Source organism: Pseudoalteromonas aurantia 208 (genome assembly GCF_014858725.1).
Classification (GTDB): domain Bacteria; phylum Pseudomonadota; class Gammaproteobacteria; order Enterobacterales; family Alteromonadaceae; genus Pseudoalteromonas; species Pseudoalteromonas aurantia.
Map to the genome: position 1 here is coordinate 798,899 of NZ_AQGV01000015.1, position 17,650 is coordinate 816,548.

Annotated in this window: 15 protein-coding genes and 1 pseudogene; 5 read left to right on the plus strand and 11 right to left on the minus strand. The window is 37.8% G+C overall.

All coding sequences use genetic code 11. The features are described from left to right. Positions 1-156: 156 nt before the first annotated feature. A complete protein-coding gene (locus tag PAUR_RS21685) occupies positions 157-291 on the minus strand; it encodes a transposase (protein WP_192509799.1) in 135 nt (44 codons plus the stop codon). Positions 292-360: 69 nt separating this feature from the next. Between PAUR_RS21685 and PAUR_RS21690 the strand changes: the two are divergent. After that, positions 361-669, plus strand: a pseudogene (locus tag PAUR_RS21690) (transposase); the annotation flags it as partial. Positions 670-968: 299 nt separating this feature from the next. Here the strand turns inward: PAUR_RS21690 and PAUR_RS21695 are convergent. From PAUR_RS21695 to PAUR_RS21705, 3 genes are read right to left on the minus strand one after another with little or no spacing between them, the layout of a single operon-like run. Continuing rightward, positions 969-2,279: a sigma-54-dependent transcriptional regulator gene (locus PAUR_RS21695; RefSeq protein ID WP_192509801.1), complete on the minus strand. Its 1,311-nt coding sequence runs from the start codon at positions 2,277-2,279 to the stop codon at positions 969-971. Between the two features lie 4 nt (positions 2,280-2,283). Continuing rightward, the gene (locus PAUR_RS21700) at positions 2,284-2,793 is read right to left on the minus strand and encodes a hypothetical protein (protein ID WP_192509802.1); all 510 of its coding nucleotides are present in this window, start codon (positions 2,791-2,793) and stop codon (positions 2,284-2,286) included. Beyond that, the gene (locus PAUR_RS21705; protein WP_192509803.1) at positions 2,793-4,226 is read right to left on the minus strand and encodes a HAMP domain-containing sensor histidine kinase; all 1,434 of its coding nucleotides are present in this window, start codon (positions 4,224-4,226) and stop codon (positions 2,793-2,795) included. Before PAUR_RS21705 ends, PAUR_RS21700 begins: the two co-directional genes overlap by 1 nt. Before the next feature lie 269 nt (positions 4,227-4,495). Here PAUR_RS21705 and PAUR_RS21710 point away from each other — a divergent pair, with 269 nt between their 5' ends. The 4 genes from PAUR_RS21710 to PAUR_RS21725 are packed head-to-tail and all read left to right on the plus strand — an operon-like array spanning position 4,496 to position 5,449. After that, positions 4,496-4,708 carry an EF-hand domain-containing protein gene (locus PAUR_RS21710; RefSeq protein ID WP_192509804.1) on the plus strand — a complete coding sequence of 71 codons (213 nt, stop codon included), beginning with the start codon at positions 4,496-4,498 and terminating at the stop codon, positions 4,706-4,708. A 53-nt stretch (positions 4,709-4,761) separates the two neighbouring features. Beyond that, a complete protein-coding gene (locus tag PAUR_RS21715) occupies positions 4,762-4,983 on the plus strand; it encodes an EF-hand domain-containing protein (RefSeq protein ID WP_192509805.1) in 222 nt (73 codons plus the stop codon). Between the two features lie 8 nt (positions 4,984-4,991). Continuing rightward, a complete protein-coding gene (locus PAUR_RS21720) occupies positions 4,992-5,198 on the plus strand; it encodes an EF-hand domain-containing protein (RefSeq protein WP_225738546.1) in 207 nt (68 codons plus the stop codon). Between the two features lie 44 nt (positions 5,199-5,242). Continuing rightward, positions 5,243-5,449 carry an EF-hand domain-containing protein gene (locus PAUR_RS21725; protein WP_192509806.1) on the plus strand — a complete coding sequence of 69 codons (207 nt, stop codon included), beginning with the start codon at positions 5,243-5,245 and terminating at the stop codon, positions 5,447-5,449. A gap of 62 nt (positions 5,450-5,511) precedes the next feature. Here PAUR_RS21725 and PAUR_RS21730 read toward each other — a convergent pair whose 3' ends face one another. The 7 genes from PAUR_RS21730 to PAUR_RS21760 form a co-directional block, all read right to left on the minus strand. After that, positions 5,512-6,105: a porin family protein gene (locus tag PAUR_RS21730; protein WP_192509807.1), complete on the minus strand. Its 594-nt coding sequence runs from the start codon at positions 6,103-6,105 to the stop codon at positions 5,512-5,514. Positions 6,106-6,319: 214 nt separating this feature from the next. After that, positions 6,320-8,332 carry a YcaO-like family protein gene (locus PAUR_RS21735; RefSeq protein WP_192509808.1) on the minus strand — a complete coding sequence of 671 codons (2,013 nt, stop codon included), beginning with the start codon at positions 8,330-8,332 and terminating at the stop codon, positions 6,320-6,322. A 7-nt stretch (positions 8,333-8,339) separates the two neighbouring features. Then, positions 8,340-10,154, minus strand: coding sequence for an asparagine synthase (glutamine-hydrolyzing) (gene asnB, locus PAUR_RS21740; protein ID WP_192509809.1), 1,815 nt, complete (start codon positions 10,152-10,154; stop codon positions 8,340-8,342). Between the two features lie 140 nt (positions 10,155-10,294). Beyond that, the gene (locus PAUR_RS21745) at positions 10,295-12,136 is read right to left on the minus strand and encodes a YcaO-like family protein (protein ID WP_192509810.1); all 1,842 of its coding nucleotides are present in this window, start codon (positions 12,134-12,136) and stop codon (positions 10,295-10,297) included. After that, the gene (locus PAUR_RS21750) at positions 12,133-12,693 is read right to left on the minus strand and encodes a hypothetical protein (RefSeq protein WP_192509811.1); all 561 of its coding nucleotides are present in this window, start codon (positions 12,691-12,693) and stop codon (positions 12,133-12,135) included. The genes PAUR_RS21745 and PAUR_RS21750 overlap by 4 nt, the downstream gene beginning before the upstream one ends. A 115-nt stretch (positions 12,694-12,808) precedes the next feature. Next, entirely contained in the window at positions 12,809-13,564 is a 756-nt protein-coding gene (locus tag PAUR_RS21755) for a hypothetical protein (RefSeq protein ID WP_192509812.1), read from the minus strand. Next, on the minus strand, positions 13,557-17,489 hold the full coding sequence (locus tag PAUR_RS21760; protein ID WP_192509813.1) for a TOMM system kinase/cyclase fusion protein: 3,933 nt from the start codon (positions 17,487-17,489) through the stop codon (positions 13,557-13,559). The genes PAUR_RS21755 and PAUR_RS21760 overlap by 8 nt, the downstream gene beginning before the upstream one ends. Positions 17,490-17,650 lie beyond the last annotated feature (161 nt).

Genomic DNA, 17,650 nt, shown 5'->3' on the forward strand with positions numbered 1-17,650 from the left:
CTGCTTAACCTGTTCGCTTTTTAACCTTGAACCGAATTGGTTACTGTGATCTAATAGATATTATTCACCCGCTGTAAATTGTTATGGCTAACTACAAGCCTGACTTTGTAACTCCCCCAAAAAAATAAATTCATTCCAATCAATTTTTCTGAACAGTTATTGCCAGGTACATTTGTAAAATTTACTTTGGCCGATACCCTGTTTATGGCAAATTTCAGGTACAGGAATACCCGACTCAGCTTCTTTGATCATACTGACAATTTGAGTTTCGGTGAACTTGCTTTTTCTCATCGTAAATTTTCCTACTTTAGTTAATGGAAAATTCTACTTATGAACTGTTTCATTTTTTGGGGGAATTACATGCGAAAACCACCGATAAAAACAGGACGGCAAGTACAGTTTAAAAATGATGACTCGCGTAAAAAGCGAAGCTACATGGATAAAATGAAAGTCAAAATAGACAGCCCCCAAAGACAACAACTTATTATAAAAAATGGTAAAAGGTTGGGGTGTATCGAGCCTGTTTTTCCTTTAGGTAAAAAGCGAAATATCACAGTGAATAAAGGGATGAATAAACTGACCTTACGCGGACAAACGAAAGTGAACGCGCAATGGCAGTTGTATTGTCTGGTACATAATATAGAAAAGCTACAAAACAGAATACATTAAGAAGAGTAGGGCCACTTTAACCAAAATAAAGCCACAAAAGTCCGCTGTTAAGACCGATGAAGTCCCCCTCAAACCACATAATGAAAATCAAAGTGGAAAACCACTAAACGATTGAATCAAAATAGGAAGTCGGCTATGGTTGAGGCATCAAAAAAATAAATTAAAACGAGTAATTCTACAGGCTCGTTAGGTCTGCAATAGGTTCATTGCTGACCTAATCAACTGTACGATTAGGTCAAATCCAAAATTGGAAAGTGTCAGATTAAATATGCGCTACTACACTTTATCTATACAGGCACTCAGTTTATATCGTGCTTTTTCATTAGTTTATAAAAGTCTGAGCGGTTTCTTTGCGCTAGCTTTGCAGCTTCAGCAACATTCCCCGCACACAGGGACAACACTTTTTGTATATACTCCTGTTCAAATTGTTTTTTTGCGTCGTTTAGCCCTTGAAAGTGATGCTCTGATTGCAAAGGTAGCGCGTTTGTCATGATATCCTCGGTGATGAGTTTATTGCTACTGAGCACCACAGCGTGTTCACAGACATTGTGAAGTTGACGAATATTACCAGGCCAATGGTAGTTTATTAAATGGGTCATAGCTTGTGGGCTTAGATGCTTTTCGTGTGCACTGAGTGTTTCTACAAACTGTTCAGCAAGTAGGATAATGTCTTCGGGCCGCTGGCGTAATGCAGGTAACGTAATGGAGACCACATTCAGTCGGTAATAGAGATCTTCACGAAACTCTTTGTTAGCCACAGCTTGCTGTAAATCTTTGTGACTGGCAGATAAAAAACGGACGTTGATTTTATGTTCAATATGCGACCCCAGAGGCCTAACAGTACGTTCTTGTAATACACGTAAAACCTTAACTTGTAGGTCTAACGGCATATCACCAATTTCATCTAATAAGATGGTTCCGCCATCGGCGCTTTGTAGTAACCCCGTTTTATCGCTAATGGCACCTGTAAACGCGCCTTTTTTGTGGCCGAATAACTCGGATTCTAACAAGTGAGCGGGTACCGCAGCACAGTTAATGGCGACAAATGGTCCATTGGCGTGCTCACTTGCTTGATGAATGGCTTTAGCTGTAACTTCTTTACCTGTACCACTTTCACCTTGGATGAGAATATTTACATTACTTGGCGCGAGTGCCTGAATATGCTTTACCACTTGTTGCATTGCTGAACTTTGATAGGTAATGCCAAAATAACGGTGCTGATCAGTGATGACACTGCGCGTTTGGGTGTGCTCTAATGCATTTTCTATGGTTGACAACAAAGCTTGGCTATCAATTGGTTTGCTTAAAAAGCTCAAAAAACCTTGCTGTATGGCATCTACCGCGTCAGGAATTGAGCCATGTGCGGTCATCATAATCACCGGAAGGCCAATATGGTGCTTTTTAATGTTTTCAAATAACTCAAATCCATCCATATGGGCCATTTTTAAATCGGTGATCACAATATCAATGACTTCTTGGCGCAGAATTTTTAACGCCTGTGTGCCTCGGTGAGCACATAGGGTGTGATAGCCATTGGCGAGCAAGCGCATAGCTAATAGCTCCGCAAGGGCGTGGTCGTCGTCAACAAGTAAGATGGTGGCTAAACTCAAGCTGTTATTCCTCTATTGAATTCGCGTTATTATCGGTTTGTGTTGCATTGAGGTGCCTAAGCTCAATGAGCGCAAGTTGACGTTTTAATTCAGCGAGGGCATTTTGCGTAACAGATAACTGCTGTTTTTCTTTCTCCAGTGCTTTGCGTAATTTAATATTTGCTAACCTTTGCTTTCGTAACCGTTGTGTATTGAACTTAAGTGAATCGAAATAAACTCGGTATTCATCTGGCCAGTTATATGAACGCGTAAACTGTTTCAACAGGCGCAGCTGTGTTGTCGTCGAGCGTGTGTTACACCAATCAGTGAAGAACGTATTAATTTGTTGGTATTGCTCAAAATGTACGGGAAGTTCACTGTTGTGAGAACATGCATTTTTTTGTGTGCTCATCAGTGTTGCCAACGGCGCATAAGTAGGAGAAGACACCTCGAGGGGCTGTGTGGGTGCTAGCACAGGGCTTGATTGGCAGGCACTTAACAAAAAAGTGAGGATGAAGAGTATGATAATACGCATTATTGACTGCCTTCCACTGGAAATTGTACGCAGATATGGGTGCCACTTTCTACGTTATTAAATTGAATGTTGCCCTTGAGTTGCTTGACGGATTCTTCAACAATGGCAAGTCCAAGGCCACTGCCTGAGTGGCTATGACTGTGTTGGCCTCTGAAAAATGGCTGCATGAGTTGCGCAAGCTCTGAAGATTCAATGCCAACACCATCATCCACAATAGAGAATGTCGCGATGTGGTTTTGTACCGAGAGGCTAACTTGCACTTTATGCTTGGCATATTGAAGCGCATTGTTGATAAGCTGGATTAAAATGAGTTTACAAGGCATATACGGAAGCCCCTCTGTTGAATCACTTATTTGCCAGTCGATATGTTTAGTGTGAGACAGTGAGTGCGTGCCAAACTGGGTTTGTAAGTCTAGCGCCAGCGAGTTCAAGGCCTTTCTCTTTTGTTGATGTAAAGGGTGACTCGCCGCACTGTAATTAAGTAAGTCATCAATCAGTATATTTAGCCGCGTTAACGATGTACCCATTATTGTTACGATTCTTTGTTGTTGCAGGTTGAGAATCCCTATGTCATCACTTTGTAACAGGCTATTACCTTCGCTTAACGACGATAACGGGGTTTTTAACTCGTGACTGACATGACGTAGGAAAGAGTCTTTTTGGGCATGACTACGTTGTAGTTCATCATTGAGCCAGCTGAGCTTCTGGCCAAGTTTACTTAACTCATTGCTGCCATGTAACTCAATTTCACCCGAATACTTGCCATCACCCAAGCGAGAGAGAGTGTGCTCAACTTTGTACAGTTGTTGAGTAACGCGATGAATGAGCGCGAGGCTGATCATAATAAATACAGGGAGTAAAATGAGCAATAAAGCTACAAACCAATGATTCGCATATGAAATATTGGCGCGCTTGGCAGCTAGACGCATTGCCAGTGCTTGGTGAAAGAGCTTTTCGGTCGTGCTGAGTTGGTTATGTAAGTCTTTATAACTAACAAGATGAGAATCATAAATGGGCACCAGCGAAAGCACTTGTTGCCAATTGGCAACAAGTGCTGTTTCTACAATGGCATTTTTAAGTAAAATAATGCGTTTATGGGTCATTTTCCACTTATTTTCGATACTATTTTGTAGTGCAGGGCTGTTGAGTAAATGATTATTTTTTTGTGCTTTTTCTAACGCAGAAATGTCTTCCTTTAACGAGGAAAACTCTAATATAAGTTGATGATTATTAACGTAAGCCTGATGCATTCTTTGTTGTTCAGAAGACACATGGTTTGCATACCAAATCGTCAGTGCAATAATGGGAATGAGTGCCACAGCCAGTGCCAATTTAGCCTGAAACCCCAAAGAGCGAGAAAAAAAATTTTCCTGCGATTTTTTGAGCTTTATAAATGGCGGAGCAACCTGCTTTTTTAACCTATCAATCGTCATATGAAATACTGTTCCTAGACACGCAGTCGCCAAATAGCAACTACATAACCTATTGATTTTTATAAATAACACGAATTTTGCACATTTGTATGTTGCTATTTAGCAACAGTCACACTTAATCCTTCCTGAACTAAGCACAGTGCTAATTCATAACTCACTGACTTAAATAGATTTTTAATATATGGCACCAAAGTTGAAATAATGACTGTGAATTCAATGAACTGTGTTTGTAATGTGCAGTTAGATACTCAACTTTGGAGTAATACGATATGAAAGCAGCACTACTGATACTGACGGTATCTATATCAACTGGTGTCATTGCTAACTCTGAGTTCACGCAATTAGATACGAATAATGACGGCGCTATTAGCTTGAGCGAGTCAAAGGCTAACCCAAGTGTCATGGCGCAATTTAAAGATTTGGATACCGACAATAATGGTCGACTATCAAAAGGTGAATACAGCCACTTTGTTAAAAAATAATGTGGTAGTTAGGTCGACAGAACAACATGCCCAAATATAAAAGAGGATACAACATGAAATTAGTCCACGCCTTTACGGCAACAACATTGATGTTCGTCAGTGCATTAAGCTTTGCATCTGGACTGACATTTGCTGATTTAGATTCTAACGACGACGCTCTAATAAGCGAAGAAGAAGCCTCGGTAAACATGCAATTAAGTGCACAGTTTTCGGCGCTTGATTTAGACAAAGATAAGCGACTTACTAGTCGTGAATTTTCAAACTTTAAATTATAGGTGATGATATGAAAATGCTTAATGTGATGGTTGTTGGCGTGTTAACAGCTATGAGTATGAGTGCGATAGCTGACGGCTTCAGTGACTTTGATTTAAACCAAGATGGATTTATTAGCCAAAGTGAGGCTGCCATATCGGATACGCTAACATCTCAATTTATGCGTTTAGATATCAATAAAGATGGCAAGTTATCTAAAAGCGAGTTCGCACACTAGATACTTGATTACGCATTGATTTATGACAACAGACGGAGAGTTCAATGAAGATATTTACCGCATTATTTACCGCAATCTTATTAGGTGTATCTCATGGTGCGATAGCGAGCAATTTCTCATCACTTGATAGTGACAAAGATGGTTTTATTAGTAAAAGCGAAGCGGCACATTCGGAGTCACTGTTAAAAGTATTTGATTTATTAGACAGCGATAAAGATGGCAAATTGTCGAAAAAAGAGTTTCATCAATAAGTAGCCTCCCGTACTACTTGACGCACAAAGCCTAGGTATGACCTAGGCTTTTTTCGCTTTGATCAGAAGCGATATGTGATATTGGCACTCACTTGAAATTGATTGAGCGTATCACCATCGAAATGCCAGCTACACATGTCGGTTGTTGCCGGATCTGAGTCACAGGTGACTTTAGATTTATTCTTTACGATAGTCGCTAACCAACGTACTTCAGTTCCCACGCTTAAGCTGTCTAACACTTGATATTCTAAACCGCCAAACAACCCGGATGCGAAGAACGAGTCAGCGTCAGCAAAGTTGGTATCAAGACGGTTAACCCCTAATTGTAAACCTAAATATGCGTCTAGATTATTGTAAATTGGGCGGTATACCGCACTTTGAAACAACAAGTATTCCATTTTCACTTTATGTTGCGTGCTGCCTTCTAATTCACCTTCATATTCACTATAAAATAAACCATATTTGGTATCGTCCTCATGCCAATCAACACTGAAACCGTAATGACTGTCGTCAGACAATTCATGTTGCTGAAGTTTAGAGGTGGTTAAAGTTTGACTATACGTTTGACCAGCATAAGCGGTAATTCCCACCTCTGCGTGGCTTGCGTGAGACGTAAGTAATAAGCCAACAATGCTTGCAAGTATAAGTTTTTTCATGAAATATCCTTTTTAAGAATGTCATGGTGTATGAAATTTTGCGCCTAGTATACGAGATAATCGCCTAGATGCCATTGAATAAAGGTAAGATTATGTAAAGGCGAGGGGTGATAGTACAAAAACTGTCAATATACTAAGACGAGGTTTAATAGTTAAATCAGAGCAGCGAATGTACGCTGCTCTGATAACATTCGAAAATACAATAAATAGAGGGTTATATGTATAACCCTTGCTGATTGATGGTTTGCTCATTGAGAGGTTCCTCCAGCCAGCCTAACTTAACAGGAGTTTGGTATAGGCGCGCGTTACCAAGCTGTGGCCAGATATGACATAAGCCGGGAACGAATACCTTAGCAGTATGTATAGGCAGAGGCTGCCTAGTGTAATCCAAAACTAATGTTTCTAGCCCAAGTAGCTCTAATTGCTCTGTTATGGCAATGATATCGTCTTTAAGATCGCCGGACTGAGTTAACGTATATGCGCCATGAGCAGCAGCATCGTGGGGATTCAAAAAATCGTCATCAGAGATGGCATCGAAGTCAAACGGCGCACCGTTTTGGTTTCTAATAGGAATTAATTGGCACAGCTCCGTGAGTGCACGTTGCGCCGCCATTTCTGGTTTTAAATGACAGCCAAAACCGAAGATCCAACCTTGGGTTGTTTTGTGCTTTCCAATGGCAGCCATTACAGCGACCCCAGTGTCTATAGTTAAGTCTAATACCCAATAGTCATGATGTTCACGGAGTGTTTGATCAAGAGGGGCTAAGTAATCTGGATTTAAACGCGAGAGGTCGAAACTGGGTTTTATAAGCCGGTTGTACCACCAAATTGCAGTGGCATCACGTTCGATTAGCTCAAACAGTGCTTGTAGAATTGCTTCCTCAAGGTTATTTCCGGCAGCGCAGCCATTGGAGTTCCATTTACCGTATATATCATCGTGAAAAGGCGTATTGGCAAAGCATAAAACAAAAGGTATATAGACCGCTTCATCAGATGTCAACGACCAAACGAGTTGCCAATTTATTGCTACGTTATGGGAATACGGTATTGATGCTTGTTTTCTTCGCGATTCACTATGAGACTCATTCGAGAAGTGCTGATATTGCGTGTCGCTATACGGGCTGATATCGTCAAAGCTGATATATCGATGAGGTAAGTCTTTCGCCTGTTTAGTAACGTATTGTTCATTGCCACAATACTGCGCATTCTTGCGTTCAATCGCTTCACATAGGGCACTGGCTTTAGATTGCTCTTCAGTAACACCTTTACCGAGTGATTTTTGTATGAAGTCAGACCCTGATATTTTAGTTGGTACTTTTTTTGGAGATTTATGATAACCAGAACTGAATATTTTAACATTAGAGTAAGGCTCAGATATTTCTTTTAATGGCAGCACGTAACCAAACTGTTGGTGAATAAAAGGCTTCAGTTTATTTATGGTTTGCTGAGCAAGGCATGTTCTTGAGCCACCGTCATTGCTATAAGTAATTTTTATGTTCCTCAGTGCTATTTTTGAAGGCTTATTATTTACTTCTTCAGGGAGGAGGAGTAGAGCGGAAAGTGAACAGGTTGAGCTTTTCTTCGAGTGTAATTCAATAACTAAAGCTTCTACTTCTGATAGTTTATTAATAGACTTCGCTAACTTTGAAGGCAAACTCGGGTAAGTAAGTAGTCGACTTTTACCAATTCCATAGTCGTTCATAAAGACATCGACAGGACGATTTCTGTTAAGTAAATTCTGATATAAAAGTAATTCCTCATTGGAGGCAATCAAAGGCGATACATAAACGCACTGCTTATAAATTTCTATAACTCTGGTTGGAAGTGTGAGGATATTATTTTTTAATGCGTTTACCCTCTCTACTAATGTACACGGAGTTTCGAGGCTAGATATGGTTGAGTGCCAAGGTGTGCTGTAATGTTTGTTAAATGAGGGGGAGCCGATCATGTTGCCGGTATATTGATAATCATTGTCATTAGACTCTGCTGTACTAAGCCACTCACACTTTTTTAAATTTTCGACTTGATAATAAAATAGTGCAAGCTCGTTAGGTGATGCGTATTTAATAACATCGTTTAGGTCTGTAAGGCTGGTGACATCACAAAGGTATGAGAATAAAGGGTAACTTTTTACATCAAGAACAACTTCATTTGATTGACTATTAAGCAATACATTATGTTGGCTATCAGAATAAAATTGAAAACATGGGTTAAACCGTAATTTCATAATAAACCTATATTTTTAAATGAAAGTGTTTTTGAAGATATAAAATACTGAGGATGTGGCAAACAATGATATCTTCTGAAAAGGCGAGAGTTGTTTTATTTTTTATCAAAAACGTGACGTAGTTAATGACTTTATTAATATCATATATGCCAAGCGTTACGTTATTACTGGCTACAGCATGAAGTTCATTGAGTAGGTGATACATTGCGTCTTGCGCTAAATTAGGAGGCGCTAGAAATGGTATTTTTTGTTTCTCAACTTGAAAATCAGGAAAGTTTTTAGAATATACATCTCGGAGGATTCGCTTATTAATACCGTTGTGATATTTGAAGTTTGTAGGTAGGGAATGAAGAAACCCAACTACCTTGTTGTCTAAGAATGGTTGTCGTCCTTCAATTGAATGTGCTAATTCTGTTTTGTCCCCGAGAGCCTGCAAATTATAATCTTGAAATACAGTATTATAATGAAGCCATTGGCTGTAACCTAGAGGTGATGTTATTAGTTCATCATCAGGTGCAATTAGGTGTGATTGATAGTTTGTATAGTAATATTCATCTAATCTTAGGGAGTTTAGAGTACTTGAAATGGAGAAAGTACTAGAAGCTGCGCTTGGCGTAAAGTTTAGCCTCTTTTCTAACTTAGCTTGCCCTTTGAAAAGTTCAACTTGATTGTGCTGATACTTTTGTGGAGTAGCAATATCATGTTGAAAAAAGTTATATCCCAATAGCGATTCATCCGCACCTTCACCAGTTAAGGCAATTCTGAAACCCAACTTTTTTGTCTGGTTACTGAGTAAAAACTTTGCCGCGACGTTCATATTTGGGACAATAGATTCAGCATGATATACAGCACTTTCAAAAGTGTTGATAAGATCTGATTGACTCAAAGATAAGGTATGATGTTGTATGCCTAACTGTTTGGCGAACTTTTCTGCTTTGGTGCTTTCATCTAGGGGGCTGTTTGTAAAGCCAATACTTATTGATGATGTATTTTTAGTTAGCTTACTTGCCATTGCACAGATATAAGACGAGTCAATTCCTGAGCTCAAGTAACACGCAAAATTTTCATTAGGGAGCCTTTTACTCACGGCGCTTTTAAGTAAAGTATCAAATTGGTTAATCGCGGACTCGTAATTGATGTTTAATTTTTCAAATGTATCAGGATAAGAAGGTAGGACTTTGCAATAAGAGTAGATTTGAACTTCATTATTTTTGCATTCTAATATGTGCCCAGGGGGAAGACTATAGATATTTTTGACGAAGGTTTGCTCTGCTCCAACTAGAAACCTTTCTTTTGCCATTAAATAGTTTTTGTTCCAAACAGCAGGCACACCTGTGGCTAAAAGGGCTTTTATTTCAGATGCAGCGATGAATTTTTCATTACTTTGGTAGTAGTAAAGTGGTTTGCTACCGTTACGATCCCTCGCAAGATAAAGGCTTTTAGTTTTTCTATTATAAAGACAAAGGGAAAACTCGCCGTCTAGTTCAGATATAAAGTTTACTCCAAATTGCTCTATTCCACGAAGTGCAAACTCAGTATCCGATTTTGTTCTAAATTTTGTTTTTACGACATCCAATTCACTTTTATCGTTGTAAATCTCGCCATTAACTCCAATCACCCATGGTGTACACTCTGACAGCATGGGCTGAACAGCATCTAATCCACCATTTATAGCGAGTCGATTGTGTCCAATATAGGTTTGACTATCAGTATCAATATATGTGTTAGATTGATCTGGGCCTCTATGTTTTATTGAAGATAAACCATTAATAAGGTCGAATGAGTCAACTTTACTTAGCTGGGATACTAATATTCCACACATAACTATGAATTAGCCTTTTGTTATTCAGAGCCATATGAATATTAAGTTAGTTCATAGGGCTTTAATATCGTGTTGATTTTATTTATTAAATATATTTTTAATTAATGAGCTCTGGGTGGTTTTTTCTTTTTACACTGAATTTAAATAAGGAGTTCCACTTTATTAAAGTCATTTTCTTCTTTTTCTTTATTCAAAAACCCAATTTTTACTGGAACTTTATATAACCTTTCAGCTGAAAAGTATGGGAATAAATGACAAAGTCCAGGTGCGACAGCTTTGACAGCATGTAAAGGAAGCTCCTCTCTAGTTTGATCAACATAATAAAAGTTTATTTCACATGTTTTTAATTTGTCGTGTACTATATTTAATGCTTTAGATAAATAAATGTAATTATGTATCTCTGTTGTTTTATAGCTTAGTTTTGAACCAAATAAAAAGCTTTCAATCGGTATATTACTGAAAGAGAATGGTGATGTATTAATGTCTTTAATCTCGATTACTTGAATTAGCTCTGTTAAAGCCCTTTCCTTGGCAGTTGATATATTTAAATGGCAACCAAATGAAAGAACTACTTCTTTTTTTATTTTACTCATTGCAACGGCGGCGATAACTGGGATATTTATATCATTTGTTATATCGATGAGCCAATAGTCGAAAGACCCAGATATTTGAGTGTTAACTTGAGACAGCAGTTTTTTACAAACATCAGAAGTGGAAGATTTTGGCATATTTAACTTATTATACCACCATATAGCCACAGCATCTCTCTCAATTAACTCTAATAAGGCTTGAAGAAGGGCTTCATCTAGACTGTTGCCACAGGCACCCCCGTTATGAAAGTATTTAACATATTTTGAATCAAAAGGTGTATTTTTATAGATGAACTCCAAAGGTATCCAATACTCATTGTGATTTATATCTTTACATTTAGTCCAGGCGATCTTTTGGTTATCATATTCTAAAGTTTCATATATTGATTGATTGTAGTTAGACATCCTACTTTTGAACTTTATATACTGCTTTATACTATACGGAGTTAACTTAGAAGGTAGTATCACTTTACCGTCTAGTTCTGTACCTTTTTTAAAGGTGTAAAAATCTCCTTCAACAAATAAAGATGAATACCGTTCGATAGCTTCACATAGAGAGCTTAGCTTTGACTGTTTATCACTAATGCCTTTTCCCATAGCAGTATAATAGAAGTTTTCTAACGCAAAACTTGATGGCTCTATAGGGTTTTCCGAGAATGTAGTAAAGTAGGTTTTGTTATTACCTGTCTCATTCTTATATTTATCATGGAATTTAACGAAGCCAAAAATGGGGTCTAATATGCTGTTTATTTGATCTAGAGTCTCATCTATAGTCCTTATTCTAGAACCGGAGTTGAAGTTTATTATCTTATCACTTGGTAAAGTTTTTCTTATTTGTTTTTTTTCATTTTTTTCTTCTTTTAGGGTGTTAATGTAACCCCACCCATAATTCCCCCTTCTTTTTAGGAGTGATAAAGATAAGTTACAAATTTCATTCTCAATACTTATTAATACTCCTTTATCGTGTAAGTATTTTCTGACGGGGTTGTTTTTTAAAGTCTTTAAATGAGCTCTTTTATATATATCTAAAGAGCTTTCATTCTTTGTTGGATAAATAAATTGAGGGTTTAACTTAGTTGGGTAGAGTATAATCGAATTTGGTGACTTAATTAACTCTTTCATGACTTCAGGAGATAAAAAGTCTTTAGTAATTATAACTTCTTTTTGGATGTCTATTGTAGAACTTTGGGAAGGTGGGGTTTTTGATAAAACCCCACCTTCCATTAATAGGTTTGTTATTTCTATGTTGTCACAGGCTAATTCATTGGTTTCTTTTTTTATGTCTAAATTCCCATCATGGAATGGGATTATAAACTCCTTGTTTTTTTTAATTATTATTAGTTTGTTTTTTATTTTAAATGCAAATGAATCTTTTTTAACGTAGTATTTCATATGATTGGGGATTTCTGGAAGTTAGAAATTTCTTTTGTTAACCCGTAGTCAGGCTCGTTATTTAGGCTGCTATTCTCTTTTCTAATAAATACATTTAGTAGAATTTGATGTGAGCCAGTGTTATTTTCTTTGGTACCTCTGAGTACTTCAGGGTCCATGAATACCGCGTCACCAGCTGCTAAAAATACTTCTAAAAATTCATTATTATATTCATCATCTAATACTGGGTGAGGTTTTTTTTTGACGTTAATGTTAATAATGATATCTGTAATTGCAATAAAAACGGAATAATGAGATCCATTAATAAAATTCACATGGTCGCTATCTTTATATAAAGTTATTTCAGACATTTCTTTTTTTGAAGAGGGGATAGTTATTATAGAAGAAGCCCAAATTTGTAGTGTATTACATTGAAATATTTTTGGTATATCAGGCTTTTTTATACTTTTTATTATTTTATAAGAAATAGGGCATGTATGGTGTATTTGATCCGCTTTTGCAACCCTATCTTTAATACTATCAAACCACCATAGTCTTAATGGAGTCCCATATTCCATAAATTGCTTATTTAAGTAATAATCTGCAATGTTGTTATCTATCCATTTCAAATTAATAAAGTTTTTACATATCGTATAATTCATTTTAGTTGGGGAGCAGAACTCCCCCTCCTATTCAGGTCGTAAACGGATAAATTTTTCCAAGCGCATCATAATCCATTAGTGCCATATTTGAGCTTTTTTCTGGAGCTGGTGGTAATTTCATTATGATAGTTGAAGATAAATTTAGATAAGCCGGGTTAGAACTAATATATTCATCCATTGTTTGAGAAACGATTGACTTTGCTTCATCAATAGATTTTGGTGTTGCTATTTCTTCGGTAGTGACAAACCATAAATTTCCTGATGGGTGTTTTACGACTAACCCAGTACTGGGGACAGATACCCAACCATTTACTGGAATATCATTCCAGACTTTAGTCTCATTTTTATATAAGTCATTACACTCGGATACCAGACTAAAAGATACAAAACCATCATTCTCGGTGTCTGCGATAACTGTTTTAGCATCTACTAAGTATGCTTTAAAACGTCCAGAAGCAAGATTACTTTTACTATAAGAAACCTTTTTCTCATTTTTTTCAATAGTAAATGAAATATCATCGTCTCGATTTGCATCGATAACTCTTATATCGACGCCTGCTGGTGGAACATAATTAAATTTAGCAAGTACGTCCAGTGGTTTCTCTAGTAATAGGGATTTGTTTTCCTGAGATTCCCATGCATAAGCGACAGCTCTTCCCCAAGCATGGCTCCATGATTCGTGAGCAGCAGTTCCATCCAAAAGGGCTTCGTCAAATAGTACTTGTAAAGTATGAGAAAACGAGCCAAATGCGGAGCTACCAAATCGTGTAGAATTTGAATTAGACATTACTTTCGTCCTTTAATAATTGTAGGGTTGTTTTTAACTGCGGGTTATCAAAATATTTTTTTAAATAACTCGTATTTTTATTTAGAGTTATGTTGTGTTTTTCTGCTAATTTAATGAGTATAAGGCTAGGGCCTATAATTTTATTGTTAAAGCAGGTTTCTATTATTTCTTGCAATGTTGAAATTTCATCATTGTTTTTTAAAGCTGACTCTAAATACATAGGTAACCAGTAAAAAAATGGTCCTCCTCTTTTTTGCTCTAGAATGTTAGAACAAAACTCTTTCGAGATACTTGTATTAGTATTCGCCCAATCTTTCCCTAGTTGGACAAATAACCTAAACCAGTTGTCAGCAGTCCAATCGCGCTCATCACTTAAGCAATTTGTTCTATTCTTCATTTCCTCACGATCACGTTTTAAATAAATATAAAGTATTTCAAATGCCCATGTTATATCATGGTCGATTTCACTCTCTATTTTATTTGCATGCTCATAAGCAAGTTTTATACTAATCTTTGCGTTGTCAAACTCTCCTAGAGAAGATTGAATTAATGAAAGCTGATTGTAGGCTACACACTTAGGATCCCAACCAAAAGTTCTATATAGATTTTTGTCTTTATCATCATTGTAAGAGCGAATAACTTCAGTAGCATATTCCTTACCTTTCTCGGGCTCTCCGATACAGGCTTGAGTTTGAACGAATTGTGCTAGCACTGTAATATAGAATTGACGTTCATTTGATTTTGAAAGTACTTTTAATAGCTTTCTACCTTGGATATCTGCCTCTTGAATGAGCGAGCGAAAATGTAGATCTTGGTAATTTATCCACATGATAATAAATTTAGACTTATCACTTAGTGTTTTTCCTTCAGGAAGCTCACTCTCTAACTTTGATAGCTCTAAACCAATGTTATAAACTTGTTCTGAACCCATTCCCTCATGCGACACAATACATGGAAATATAGACTCTAACAGTTCTACTCGGCTACTGATTAGAGAAGCCGGGTTTTTCATTAATCCAGCTTTACAATTATTATAAACAGAAATTGCGGTTACATAGTTATTTATTCGATAGTTGTATTTTATTGATTTTATTGATTTTATTGATATTTCTATGAATTTAGGGATATTTTTTGCTTTTAAAAAATGTTGTGCAATAAGGATTAGCTTTTCACCTGAATACCATACTTTAGAGTGGAGCATGGTGTTCGCTATCAGGTTATGTTGTTCAGATATAGAGTCAAATGACATGCTGTCATACGCTGCATCTCTCACTAAAGCATGTTTAAATATGTAGGTTTCGTTATTTATACTTCGCTTTTGTATAATTAAATCATTGGCTATCAGCTCATTCAGATCATTCTGAATTTGATTTTCACTTAATGATGACGCACTAATAAGCAACTCATATTCGAACTCACGTCCGATTGTCGCCGCAAGCTGGGCGGTTTCTTTGGCATGAATGAGGCTATCGAGTTTTTGCTGGAGCGATTCACGTAAACTGCTGGGAACTTGATCTAGTTTGTCTGGGCTTACAAAGTTAATTTCACCTTCAACGAGACCGACCAAGGCTTTTTGCTTTAACATACCAACAAGTTCTTCGATAAATAATGGAATACCATCAGTTCTACTGACTAATATATCGAGTACATTGCGTGAAACTGGCTGGTTATCAAATAGCCTGATAATAAAGTCTTCTGTGGCTTGTGCCGTTAATTTATTGAGATTGATTTCCAATAACGTGAGATCTTTTAGCGATGTGGGCACTTGCTGTCGAGACGTGCTGATCAACACATTACCTGTAGCTAGTTGACCCGCGAAGTGCTGAAGAAACTCAATCGTGGTGGTGTCAGCCCAGTGTATGTCTTCGATAATATACAGCTTATTTTCGCTTAAACTGTATTGCTGATTCAGTAAGAGGGCTGTTAAGCTATTGAACAGTATTATTTTTTGCTGGTCTGGTGCTAAGGTGGACGCTTGCATGTCTTCAGGTAATTCGATATTTAACCAAATCAGCAATATTGGCATCGCCTGTGTGGCAGTAACGCTTTGATCTTGCTTTTGTATTATGTCACTGAATAAGGTTATGGCGCTTTGTACATCGAGGTGTGCAGTATTAAACAAATATCGAATAAGTGTTAGTACAGGGTAAAGTGCATTGTTTTGGTGCTCGGGTAGGCATTGTGCCACTAAATGCTGGTATTGACCTGCGTGACTGCGTATTTCTTGTAGTAAACGAGATTTACCAATGCCTGCCTCACCATGAATGTGGGTTAAATGGCTTTGGGTATTTTTGCCCTTAATAACAGAAAGGGTTTTATCTAGCTCTTTTTCTCGGCCAATTAATTCATGATTATTACGTGTGCCTCGCATAAAGCCAAATGCTTCAACTTGCCTTTCACCTTTTAGACTATATACCGTTGCAGGTGAACCGGGTTGCTTTAATGTAGGGAAGTCAATCGTTTCAAATTCGCTGTACGGCTCTAAAATTGCTCTTGAGTCACCACTGCAAAGTATTTGTTTTGGCTTTGCGCTGCGAGCGAGACTCAAGGCCGTATTGGTAATATGACCTTCAGGAATGGCGTTGGCATAGGTAACAAATACGCCGGTATGCAAACCAATGTGTATATTGAAAGAAATGCCATGCACATCTTGCATTAAGGCATCTCTTTTTGACATTTCGCTCATGATCTCAAGTGCGGTGCGCGCAGATAGGCGAGTATCATTATCGCTGGCAATGGGAAAGCCGAAATAAAATAGCAGCATATCCCCAAGAGTACCGACATGGTAAGCATTAAAACGTGTCGCAATATCAATACATTGGTTTAATTGTGCCTTGGTTAATGCATCTATAACGTCTAAGTCTTTCGTGTTATCGCTAATTTCAGAAATACTAATTTTGAGTGCTAAAACTGTAATTTGTTTACGCTCAGTGAGTAGGGTGTGGTGATTTCCTTGGTCGCCTTCAGCATCTTTACGTAAGATGACGGTGTCGTCATCAAAACCATGCTGGGCTTCACCCTTGGTTAGAATGCCAACCAGATTTGCCACATTGATGCTATTAAGCTCATTGAAGCTTTCTTGTGAGGTGATCACGCGATCTATGGCGTTCTTCTTAAGCACTCTTCTTAGCAATGATGCCAAAGGGTGACCCAATAAAGGGGCTGGCAGCGGGACGTTTATATCGCTCAACTGCTTATGATAAATCGAGGCGATGCTTGAACCAGTTACCGCTGGCAAGCCTGTTAAACACTCTAGATACACAAGGCCCCAAACATACAAGTCGGTTTTTGTTGTGGCAGGTTCGCCACGTAACTGCTCGGGGGCGCTGTATGAGGGGGTACCTAGGGTTTCTTGCGTGAGCGTAAGGGTATTAAAGTCTGGCTGACGGTGTTCTGAAACCAAGGTGCCAATACCAAAGTCGAGTATTTTTGCGTAAGTTTTTGCCCCTGATTTCGCCAACATAATGTTAGCGGGTTTTATGTCTCGGTGTATTATGCCTCGGCTATGGGCATGTATCAGTGCATCTAATACTTGTAACATCACATCTGTTGCATCAACCGCATTCAGTGCACCTTCTTGTGTGAGGTGCTGACGCAGTGAAATGCCGTCAACGTATTCAAATACCCCGTAAAGGAGATGATCGTCGACTTGTCCTTTATCTAATAGTCGGACAATATGAGGGTGCTGTAGCTGGCTACTTAATTGTGTTTCACGCTTAAACCGTTCTATATAACGGCGCTTTTTTTGTTCTTCTAAATGAGGTTCTAAAGCGAGAAATTTGATGGCAACGAATTGATTGGTATTTTTATGCCTGGCTTTAAATACCTTACCAAACCCGCCTTCACCAATTTTATGAATAAGTTCATAGTGAGCACTATCAAAGCTATCAGTTATAAACTGATCTGAAAACTGTGTGAGCGACATAAGCTATATTTTCCAATAGTATTATTGTAACCATATCCTTTGTACAACGTCCCGGTTACGTTATTAGTATTTATTTGTAGTAACAAAGCTATTTCGCTCATCCTTGCTGTTGTTACATAAAATTACTTGTATAGATTAGCTTATCGGTAGGAGGTTAGGAA

Excerpts from the sequence above, each read along its gene's own strand:
- PAUR_RS21685 (WP_192509799.1), bottom strand. The coding sequence starts at position 291 with ATGAGAAAAAGCAAGTTCACCGAAACTCAAATTGTCAGTATGATCAAA.
- PAUR_RS21700 (WP_192509802.1), bottom strand. The coding sequence starts at position 2,793 with ATGCGTATTATCATACTCTTCATCCTCACTTTTTTGTTAAGTGCCTGC.
- PAUR_RS21705 (WP_192509803.1), bottom strand. The coding sequence starts at position 4,226 with ATGACGATTGATAGGTTAAAAAAGCAGGTTGCTCCGCCATTTATAAAG.
- PAUR_RS21710 (WP_192509804.1), top strand. The coding sequence starts at position 4,496 with ATGAAAGCAGCACTACTGATACTGACGGTATCTATATCAACTGGTGTC.
- PAUR_RS21715 (WP_192509805.1), top strand. The coding sequence starts at position 4,762 with ATGAAATTAGTCCACGCCTTTACGGCAACAACATTGATGTTCGTCAGT.
- PAUR_RS21720 (WP_225738546.1), top strand. The coding sequence starts at position 4,992 with ATGAAAATGCTTAATGTGATGGTTGTTGGCGTGTTAACAGCTATGAGT.
- PAUR_RS21725 (WP_192509806.1), top strand. The coding sequence starts at position 5,243 with ATGAAGATATTTACCGCATTATTTACCGCAATCTTATTAGGTGTATCT.
- PAUR_RS21730 (WP_192509807.1), bottom strand. The coding sequence starts at position 6,105 with ATGAAAAAACTTATACTTGCAAGCATTGTTGGCTTATTACTTACGTCT.
- PAUR_RS21735 (WP_192509808.1), bottom strand. The coding sequence starts at position 8,332 with ATGAAATTACGGTTTAACCCATGTTTTCAATTTTATTCTGATAGCCAA.
- asnB (WP_192509809.1), bottom strand. The coding sequence starts at position 10,154 with ATGTGTGGAATATTAGTATCCCAGCTAAGTAAAGTTGACTCATTCGAC.
- PAUR_RS21745 (WP_192509810.1), bottom strand. The coding sequence starts at position 12,136 with ATGAAATACTACGTTAAAAAAGATTCATTTGCATTTAAAATAAAAAAC.
- PAUR_RS21750 (WP_192509811.1), bottom strand. The coding sequence starts at position 12,693 with ATGGAATATGGGACTCCATTAAGACTATGGTGGTTTGATAGTATTAAA.
- PAUR_RS21755 (WP_192509812.1), bottom strand. The coding sequence starts at position 13,564 with ATGTCTAATTCAAATTCTACACGATTTGGTAGCTCCGCATTTGGCTCG.
- PAUR_RS21760 (WP_192509813.1), bottom strand. The coding sequence starts at position 17,489 with ATGTCGCTCACACAGTTTTCAGATCAGTTTATAACTGATAGCTTTGAT.